The organism is Wolbachia endosymbiont of Wuchereria bancrofti (genome assembly GCF_002204235.2).
In the GTDB taxonomy this organism is placed as follows: Bacteria; Pseudomonadota; Alphaproteobacteria; order Rickettsiales; family Anaplasmataceae; genus Wolbachia.
On the sequence record NZ_NJBR02000088.1, the window covers coordinates 1 to 6719 of the forward strand.

10 protein-coding genes and 2 tRNA genes are annotated in these 6719 nt (G+C 33.6%); 11 read left to right on the top strand and 1 reads right to left on the bottom strand.

Features of this window, described 5'->3' with window-relative positions; genetic code table 11:
- Positions 1–613: 613 nt before the first annotated feature.
- The 8 genes from CCY16_RS06455 (at position 614) to fmt (ending at position 4344) form a co-directional block, all read left to right on the top strand.
- The gene (locus CCY16_RS06455) at positions 614–883 is read left to right on the top strand and encodes a hypothetical protein (protein WP_245800796.1); all 270 of its coding nucleotides are present in this window, start codon (positions 614–616) and stop codon (positions 881–883) included.
- A 214-nt stretch (positions 884–1097) separates the two neighbouring features.
- A complete protein-coding gene (locus CCY16_RS06460; protein ID WP_245800797.1) occupies positions 1098–1349 on the top strand; it encodes a hypothetical protein in 252 nt (83 codons plus the stop codon).
- A gap of 61 nt (positions 1350–1410) precedes the next feature.
- A complete protein-coding gene (locus CCY16_RS04335; protein WP_011256859.1) occupies positions 1411–1719 on the top strand; it encodes an integration host factor subunit alpha in 309 nt (102 codons plus the stop codon).
- Positions 1716–2051 carry a MerR family transcriptional regulator gene (locus CCY16_RS04340; RefSeq protein ID WP_088415230.1) on the top strand — a complete coding sequence of 112 codons (336 nt, stop codon included), beginning with the start codon at positions 1716–1718 and terminating at the stop codon, positions 2049–2051. The genes CCY16_RS04335 and CCY16_RS04340 overlap by 4 nt, the downstream gene beginning before the upstream one ends.
- Positions 2052–2258: 207 nt before the next feature.
- A complete protein-coding gene (locus CCY16_RS04345) occupies positions 2259–2702 on the top strand; it encodes a PAS domain-containing protein (RefSeq protein ID WP_088415232.1) in 444 nt (147 codons plus the stop codon).
- 113 nt (positions 2703–2815) lie between these two features.
- A complete protein-coding gene (gene rpmI / locus CCY16_RS04350) occupies positions 2816–3022 on the top strand; it encodes a 50S ribosomal protein L35 (RefSeq protein ID WP_088415234.1) in 207 nt (68 codons plus the stop codon).
- 20 nt (positions 3023–3042) lie between these two features.
- Entirely contained in the window at positions 3043–3408 is a 366-nt protein-coding gene (gene rplT / locus CCY16_RS04355; RefSeq protein WP_088415236.1) for a 50S ribosomal protein L20, read from the top strand.
- Between the two features lie 27 nt (positions 3409–3435).
- On the top strand, positions 3436–4344 hold the full coding sequence (gene fmt, locus CCY16_RS04360; protein WP_088415238.1) for a methionyl-tRNA formyltransferase: 909 nt from the start codon (positions 3436–3438) through the stop codon (positions 4342–4344).
- An 85-nt stretch (positions 4345–4429) separates the two neighbouring features.
- Here fmt and CCY16_RS04365 read toward each other — a convergent pair whose 3' ends face one another.
- The gene (locus tag CCY16_RS04365; RefSeq protein ID WP_088415240.1) at positions 4430–4936 is read right to left on the bottom strand and encodes a hypothetical protein; all 507 of its coding nucleotides are present in this window, start codon (positions 4934–4936) and stop codon (positions 4430–4432) included.
- Positions 4937–5136: 200 nt separating this feature from the next.
- Between CCY16_RS04365 and carA the strand changes: the two genes are divergently transcribed.
- From carA to CCY16_RS04380, 3 genes are all read left to right on the top strand, one after another.
- The gene (gene carA / locus CCY16_RS04370; RefSeq protein WP_088415242.1) at positions 5137–6288 is read left to right on the top strand and encodes a glutamine-hydrolyzing carbamoyl-phosphate synthase small subunit; all 1152 of its coding nucleotides are present in this window, start codon (positions 5137–5139) and stop codon (positions 6286–6288) included.
- 113 nt (positions 6289–6401) lie between these two features.
- Positions 6402–6483, top strand: a tRNA-Tyr gene (locus CCY16_RS04375).
- Positions 6484–6487: 4 nt separating this feature from the next.
- Positions 6488–6559 (top strand) — tRNA-Gly (locus CCY16_RS04380).
- Positions 6560–6719 lie beyond the last annotated feature (160 nt).

The following is a 6719-nucleotide window of genomic DNA, read 5'->3' on the forward strand; positions in this document are numbered from 1 at the left end:
CGACCAAGTGGACAGCACCATACAATACCTGCAGTGGATAAGAAAAATTAACACCAATACCTTCAAAATCAGGGGTTGTGCCTACAATGCTTACTCATGAAACAATAGCCTCAAAGAAGACTTAGTATAAAATTATTAATAAATTACTTATAAAAGTAAATCTTATGGAAAGCAGAGCTAAAGCTTGGTTCATTTGGCTGATCAGTAACTTGGTTGTTATATTCAGCAATATGCAGATAATCTACACCTTTATAAGAGTAGATCTTGAAAAAGAACTTGAACTTACAATTATATAAGTTGCATTAGTTAACTCAGCATGTAATTGGACTTTTGCTATCTTAAAATCTTTTAGTGGGGCAATGTTTAATGTTTTTTCCAGTAAAAAATTTACTCTTTCTCATTATTAACCATGTTCCTTGGGTTTTTTTATTCTTATTAATAGTAACAATCTTGCCCATTTAATTCTCTCAAGTGTTGATTGCAATCGGAGCTTCGTTTGGTTTTATTGGGGCTGTTCACATAAGTAGCATATATTCTCCCATTGCCCAGTTTGGACTGATGTTCTCATTAGTACAAACAATTTCGAGCCTTTCTGTACTTGGTAATTCAAGTGGTGTCCTCTAGCCCGCCTGCCGAAGGTGCATATTGGAAGAACCTGATTGTAAGCATAATACTATTTAGTATGTTAATATTTGCACTTGTGTTTTTTCATCCAGGCACGTTTTTGGAAAGTAGTTCAAAAAAAACACATAATAAAAAGTTCTATAAAGACAATAATATGTTCTGTATTAACGGTGCTAAAATCAAGAGATGTCTGATAACCTCAATAGTGGGTGCTATTACTTTTGGAATATTTTTAGCGCTTAATACCTTGGAGCTCTAAGGTTACTTAGCAACTTAGAGCTTGATGTAACGTAATCAGGTGCAGCCACTGCAATATTATGGTTTGGTCTTGCAGTTGGTACTCCAATTGCGGATAAAATCTCAAATCTACTCAAAAACAGGAAACATGTAATCTCTGCTTTTGCTCTTTTCCAAGATGCTTCAGTTATTGTCTACTATGCAGCTACTTAACTGTTCATGTTGTATATTTTCGCATGTTAATATTCGATTTAGCTACAGGAGAGCATATGCTTAATTTTACTGTTGGTAGTGAAATTGTGAAACGAAAATACATCAGTACATCATCATCCATTATCAATGGATTTATATTTATCATGAGCGGAATTATAGCATCAACGTTAGCACTTTTTACAGATCATAAAATGGCACTTTTCGCAGTATTTGCAATGTTAGCAGCCGTTAGCATTTTAAATTATATTATAGAAGAAATATATTCTAAAAAATAAGATAGCTGAATCTTGAATCGATTGTTATATTATATTCACATATTGTAATACTTACTGAATTATGGATTACGTTACAACAAAGGATATAACAGTAACTAAGGCAACAATAGCTGAAGATATAAACCAAGAAATTGGATTGTCAAAAGAAGACTCTGCTGCAATAATAGACGATATATTGGATGAGATAAAAGCAAGCTTAGTAAAGGATGGCATAGTAAAAATATCGTCATTTGGAACATTCTTGATTAAAAAAAAGAAAGAAAGGCCAGGGAATGTACCAAATACATCAAAAAAAGTAGTAATTCAGGCAAGAAATTCAGTTTCTTTTAGACCCTCAAAAGTTATAAAAAAGTTAATAAACAATCAATGAACAAGGAAAAATTATTTTATGCAATTGGGGAAGTAGCTGAAGAGCTACATTTAGAGCAGCACGTTTTGAGATTCTGGGAGAGTCAATTTCGTCAAATTAAACCCATAAAACGTAAGGGAAGAAGGCTATATGATCATAAGTGTATAGAGGTCATAAAGAAGATAAAATACATGCTATATGATAAAGGATATACAATAAAAGGAGTGCAAAAAGAATTTGATAATAATATAAAAAGCAGTTGTGATTTTGGTAATCTGTTGCAACAACTTATCGACTTAAGAGATTATCTAATCAACAAAATAAATAGTGAGAAAAGTAATGAACAATTATAAGTGTGACATAAATATATTTAACATATGTAGCTAGAAAGTTAACTAAAAAAGTGTGAGCTCACGTTAAGGGATGGTTAAAAAGAGTACCAGTATCAGTTACATAGGTAGTATGGAAATCTAAGTAATACATACCCTTGCGGTTAAGAAAAAATCAATACATTCACAGTAGATTAAGCTTATATCTGTGTTTTATATGTGGATATTAGAATGAGAATTTATGCAGGTAGAGAAAGAAGAATAGCAAATATAGTGACTCAGTACTGGAATGAGATAAAAGGACCAGATAGAGACTGGCCAGAAAGACATGAGATAGATACTGCTGAAATAATGGATTCATGGCAATATTGTTATATTGTTGAGGTTAATGATCAAGGTTATATCTGTGAGAATGCAGGAGAAAAGGCTGTTGAGTTCTATGGTTTTGAGAAAAACATATGCATTGATAGCAAATATGTAATTGATGCACCATTTTTGCGATTATATAAAATAGATGCGGTTATTGATAAATTTGATACTATAGTAGATAGTAAGTATCTAATCAATGAAGAGGAAGAAAGTGAAAGTGTTAAAATAAGACAAGTATTGTTGCCACTCGGAAATAAAGAAAGTATAACCCATATATTGGGTGTAATTACATTTAAGCTCCTTTAATATACAAGTTGTGGTTGTATTACAACTTTAAGTTGCGTGCTATTTGATTCTTTGATAGAATTATTTTTTCTACTAAAGAATTCGACAGTAATGTTTGTAAACTTATTTAAGATATGAAGAAAATGAAATTGAAAACCAAATCCTCTGTTAAAAAACGTTTTAATCTTACAGCTAAAGGCAAAGTTATTTCTACTCAATCAGGCAAAAGGCATGGTATGGTAAAGAGGAGCAAGTCTAATATTCGTAATCAGCGTGGTACTACGATTCTTGGTAAATCTGACTCGCGCATAGTTAAGCTTTATATACCTTATGGTATTTAACAAAATGGAGGTAAGATAAAATGGCCCGGGTAAAACGTGGAGTCACTACTCACGCTCGTCATAAAAAAATATTGAATTTAGCAAAAGGTTATAAAGGGCGTGCAAAGAGTTGCTATAGAATTGCATTACAAAGGGTTGAAAAAGCATTGCAATATGCTTATAGGGACAGAAGAAATCGCAAGCGCGATTTTCGCAGTTTATGGATAATACGTATTAATGCAGCAGCAAGGGAACACGGGCTTACTTATGGTAGATTTATGCACGGTCTTGCACTTGCTGGAGTTGATTTGAATAGAAAGATTCTTGCTGAAATGGCCGTTAACTATAAAGATGATTTCACAAAATTAGCAGAAACTGTAAGTGGTAAATTAGCAGAGAATTCTTGATTTCCTTAAGCAAAAGCATTTAGCAGCATGAGAGTCATTTTTATGGGATCACCAGAATTTGCTATCAATGCGCTAAATTCGCTATTAAAGTCAAAAAATGAGGTAGTAGCAGTATATACCAAGGCTCCAAAGCCTTCAGGACGTGGACAAAAGCTAACAAAATCTCCGGTGCATGTCATTGCTGAAGAAAGTGGTATAGAGGTATGCACTCCTACTTCTCTAAAACCTTTGATAGAGCAAGAAAGATTTAAAAAATTTAAACCAAACGTTGCAGTCGTTGCTGCTTATGGACTGATTCTTCCAAAAGAAATTCTGAATATTCTAAAGTATAGTTGTATTAATATTCACCCTTCACTGCTGCCTAGATGGCGTGGAGCAGCTCCCATACAGCATACGATTTTAGCGGGAGACCGAGAAACTGGAGTTAGCATTATGCAATTGGATGGGGGACTGGATTCTGGTCCCATTTTAAAACAGAAAAAATTTTTAGTTGAAAAAAATGACAATTATAAAACGTTACATGACAAATTGTCTAAGCTAGGTAGTAACTTACTGATGGAAGTGATAGATGAAATTGAAAAACACCCTCCTCTAGAACAAAGTGATGATGGCGCATGCTACGCTGATAAGATCGAAGACTATAAAATTTATGCAAGTGACATTTGTGAAGTTGCTTATAGAAAAGTTAAAGCGTTTTATCCCAAGGCATTTGTCAAGATAGAGTATAAGCGTGTGAAGATACTCGATGCTGACTTTGAAGTAAATGCTTCTTTAACTTCAGGACAAGGTGAAATTATTAATGATAATATGCACATAAGTTTGAAAAGTGGCACTTTAATTCCTAAAATTGTGCAAATGGAGGGAAGAAATTCTTGCGATATTAAGGATTTCGTTCGTGGCTTAAAATTCAGTATGGTAAAAAAGTTTATAGAATAGAGCCCTACATAGCTATGGTAAAAAAAACACAAGCAGACAATGCAGCCTACTTAATTAACGTACACAAAATAAACATAAAAATAAGCTATACCTGGTGTTCTTGTGGTGAAACAAGTTTTTCGATGCCACTAACAATAAAATTAGTTGTATTTTTAGCTATTTCATCGAATTTGTCGTTTATGCTTTTACCTATTTCTTTATCTTCAGCATATTTATAATCCTTAGCATACTCATATATGGCTAAAGTAGCTACAGCTGCACATATTATAGCTATACCAGTTTTTGCTATGACAAGCAGTGATAGCCCACCTGTAAATATGGATATTAATCCAACGGCTAGGTTTATAATCCTGCTTTGTGTTGTTTGTGATGTTAGTTGGTTTGGGTCTGCCTGTTTATCCTCTAAAACATTCGATATTGTTTTTGAGGCAATCTTTATCGCTATTGCTACAACTAAGACCATGGCTAGCCCTATAGTCATCTTTGCTAGAAGAATAATTGAGGGTAACATCATCATAAACAATAGCAAGCCAGTTCCTATAACTAGCCACTTCTGATTTATTTTTTTAAGTTGTCCTCCGTTAACAAACATTGTAACCTTCCACTTTACTTGATAATTTATTTATGTTTAATACGAAATGCGAAAGCAGTCAACGATATATTTAAAAGGATGTGTAAAATTTTTTTTTATGTTATTCTCTATTAATTTATGGCTAAGTTTAAAATTTTAGAAAGAGTTATATATTATTTGAAATTCTTATATACTGTTTTAAATCAGTTAGAGAGAATTGAGTGCAAGACACAGTTCTAGTTTTACAAGATGGCAAGTGCTTTTTGGGAAAGTCGATAGGTAAAAAAGGCAAATGCATAGGTGAGATCTGTTTTACTACTGGTATTACTGGTTATCAGCATACTATAACTGATCCTTCTTTTGCTGATCAAATCATAATGTTTACTTTTCCTCATGTTGGCAATGTTGGAATAAACAATAAAGATAATGAAGGAAAGAAAATTTTTGCAAGTGGTGTAATTATGCGCGAACTTTCTCCTGCGTCTCATCCTTCTTCATATGTGAGTTTAAGCGATTGGTTAGAAAAAAGTAACTTGGTTGGAATATCAGGAGTTGACACTAGAGCCTTGACTAGGCATTTGAGAAAATATGGACCTCAAAACGGAATAATATGCCCATTAATCTACTCTAATGTCACCCAGGTTTGTAACACTTGTACCTATAATGATCAAGCTATTTTGGTGATAAAAGGTCTATTAGATGAATTAAAGAAACATAAACCTGTAAATGGAATAGAAATAACCGATAAGGTCAGTTTAAATAACAATTTTAAAAGTGACCTTGATGCAAAATATAAAGTTGCGGTGGTTGATTTTGGTATAAAGGCTAGTATAGTTTCACGCTTAATAGAACTTGGTTGTGCAATTGAGTTAATTAAGCCAGATAGAGGTTTTGCTCAAAAAATATTAGGTATGTGTCCGGATGGTATAGTGCTCTCAAATGGTCCAGGCGATCCGCAAGAAATAGGAAAGAGTGTGATTACAGAGATAGATGTTATTGTAAAATCTAAAATACCAATTCTTGGCATATGCATGGGTCATCAATTACTAGCGATTACTTTGGGGGCAAAAACTATCAAGATGAACGTTGGTCACCGAGGAAGTAATCATCCGGTTTATAACGTAAGTAGCGATAGAGTTGAGATCACTAGCCAAAATCATGGCTTTGTTTTTGATCCATCCTCTCTACCAAATAACGTTGAGGTTACTCATATTTCTATGTTTGATAATAGTATAGAGGGAATAATGGCAAGGGATTACCCAGTTTTTTCTGTACAGTACCATCCAGAGGAAGCGCCAGGTACGCACGATTCACATTACTTATTTAAGCGTTTTATTGACAATATTGTGTTATATAAAATGAAATCTGTGTGATTGTAATCAGGCGAGGTTTTATTGCTTGATTTTTTGGTTTTAAGTATTTAATATTAAGTGCAATAAAAGCTTAAGTTAGAATACTGGAATAGTGCTCTCTTAATAAGTTTTTTGGAGGAGTGACCGAGTGGTTAAAGGTAACAGACTGTAAATCTGTCCGCGTTGCGTACGTAGGTTCGAATCCTACCTCCTCCATTGCGCGGGTATAGCTTAATTGGTAGAGCTCTAGCCTTCCAAGCTAGTGGAGTGGGTTCAAATCCCACTATCCGCTCTTTTTTTTTTTTGTATTTTTATAAAATCAATATATTATTTATTGATGTATTTGTATTTTAGGTAGAAAAGTTTAAATTATGACACAAGTAGTGGAAGCATTTGGGAAGCCGCATGTCAATGTAGGAACGATAGGACATGTGGACCATGGGAAGACAACA

What these genes read in the sequence shown, in the direction of transcription:
- CCY16_RS04340 (WP_088415230.1), top strand. Translation starts at nt 1,716, where the DNA reads ATGAACAAGGAAAAATTATTTTATGCAATTGGGGAAGTAGCTGAAGAG.
- CCY16_RS04335 (WP_011256859.1), top strand. Translation starts at nt 1,411, where the DNA reads ATGGATTACGTTACAACAAAGGATATAACAGTAACTAAGGCAACAATA.
- CCY16_RS04345 (WP_088415232.1), top strand. Translation starts at nt 2,259, where the DNA reads ATGAGAATTTATGCAGGTAGAGAAAGAAGAATAGCAAATATAGTGACT.
- rpmI (WP_088415234.1), top strand. Translation starts at nt 2,816, where the DNA reads ATGAAGAAAATGAAATTGAAAACCAAATCCTCTGTTAAAAAACGTTTT.
- CCY16_RS06460 (WP_245800797.1), top strand. Translation starts at nt 1,098, where the DNA reads ATGTTAATATTCGATTTAGCTACAGGAGAGCATATGCTTAATTTTACT.
- rplT (WP_088415236.1), top strand. Translation starts at nt 3,043, where the DNA reads ATGGCCCGGGTAAAACGTGGAGTCACTACTCACGCTCGTCATAAAAAA.
- CCY16_RS04365 (WP_088415240.1), bottom strand. Translation starts at nt 4,936, where the DNA reads ATGTTTGTTAACGGAGGACAACTTAAAAAAATAAATCAGAAGTGGCTA.
- fmt (WP_088415238.1), top strand. Translation starts at nt 3,436, where the DNA reads ATGAGAGTCATTTTTATGGGATCACCAGAATTTGCTATCAATGCGCTA.